General features: G+C 65.5%; 1 protein-coding gene and 1 pseudogene. Both read left to right on the top strand.

The window, feature by feature from the left end; translation table 11 throughout:
- Positions 1 to 235, top strand: a pseudogene (locus AC1D2K_RS34825) (LysR family transcriptional regulator); the annotation flags it as partial.
- Positions 236 to 387: 152 nt separating this feature from the next.
- Positions 388 to 1286: aromatic ring-hydroxylating oxygenase subunit alpha (locus AC1D2K_RS34820; protein ID WP_478095005.1), on the top strand; the 899-nt coding region annotated here is incomplete at its 3' end.

The raw sequence follows: 1286 nt of genomic DNA, 5'->3' as shown, positions 1-1286 counted from the left end.
CACCGGCTTCGACCAGGAGGCCATCGCCACGCTGATCCTCTCGGGACGCTTTCTCGGGTTCCTGCCCGTCCACTATGCCCAGGTCTTCGAACAGCGCGGCGCGATGAAGGCGGTGCTGCCCGAGCGCTTCAACTACGCCTGCCGCTTCGTCAGCCTGATGCGGCGCTCGCCCAAGCCTTCACGCACCGTGCTGGCCTTCGAATCCTGCCTGAGCGCGGCCCACGCGCCCCGCTGAGACGGGCCATCGGATATCGACCTCGAGATTGCTGCGGGTCGTCGCTGTTCGACCGGGCGAAGCATGCCGAATTGACGGACTGACTAGTCAGTCGGTAAACTGCGGCGGACGAACTTTGATCGATCCTGATTCACGCGACCGAGACACCCCCGATGAGCCAAGACTTTGCCGCCGATCTCCATCGCAGAGCGACCGCCGCCATGCTGGCGGAGCGAGCGGACGCGGATGCCCACGGTGGCCAGGTCGAGGTCGGCCGCTACACGAGCGACGCCGGGGCGACCCAGGAGCTGAACCTGCTGCGCCGCTGTCCGCAAGCCGTTGCAGCAGGATCGTCGCTCGCATCGCCCGGGGCCTGGCTTTCGATGACCCATCTCGGCATCCCGCTGCTGCTGGTTCGCCAGGAGAGCGGGCAGGTTCAGGCCTTCGTGAACGTCTGCCGCCATCGTGGCGCCCGCGTGGTGCCCGAGGGCAGCGGCAGCGATGCGCGCGCGTTCGTCTGTCCCTATCACGCGTGGACCTACAAGCCCGATGGCGCGCTTCGGGGTGTGCCCCAATCCTTCGGCTTCCCATGTCTCAAGCAGGAAGAATCCGGACTGCGCAAGCTGGCCACGGTCGAGCGCGCGGGGCTGGTCTGGGTCATCCTCGATCCGGAACTGTCGCAGAAGGATCCCAACGAGAGCCTGGGGTCGCTGATGAACAACCTGGAATCGCTGGCGGGGCTCGGCGCCCCGGTGGCGTTCGCGCCGCGCTCCTACGAGGTCGAAGCCAACTGGAAGCTGCTGGTCGATGGCGCCTTCGAGGCCTATCACTTCAAGGTCGCCCACCGAAAGACCATCGCCCACATGTTCGTGGACAACATGCAGATCGTCGACGAGTTCGACCTCAACCGGCGCCTCTACCTCATCAAGGCGAGGTTCTCGGAAGACGCGCCCGAGGCGACAGGCTTCGATCCGAGAAAGTACGGCAACCTGACCTACTTCTTCTTCCCGAACACGACGATCCTGGTCCAACCTGACCACGCGCAACTCAGCAGCCTCGAGCCCCTCAGCGC

It is taken from the genome of Variovorax sp. P1_H12_2 (assembly GCF_056405335.1).
Note: the sequence above shows the minus strand (reverse complement) of the source record. Positions and strands in the feature narration are given on the sequence as shown.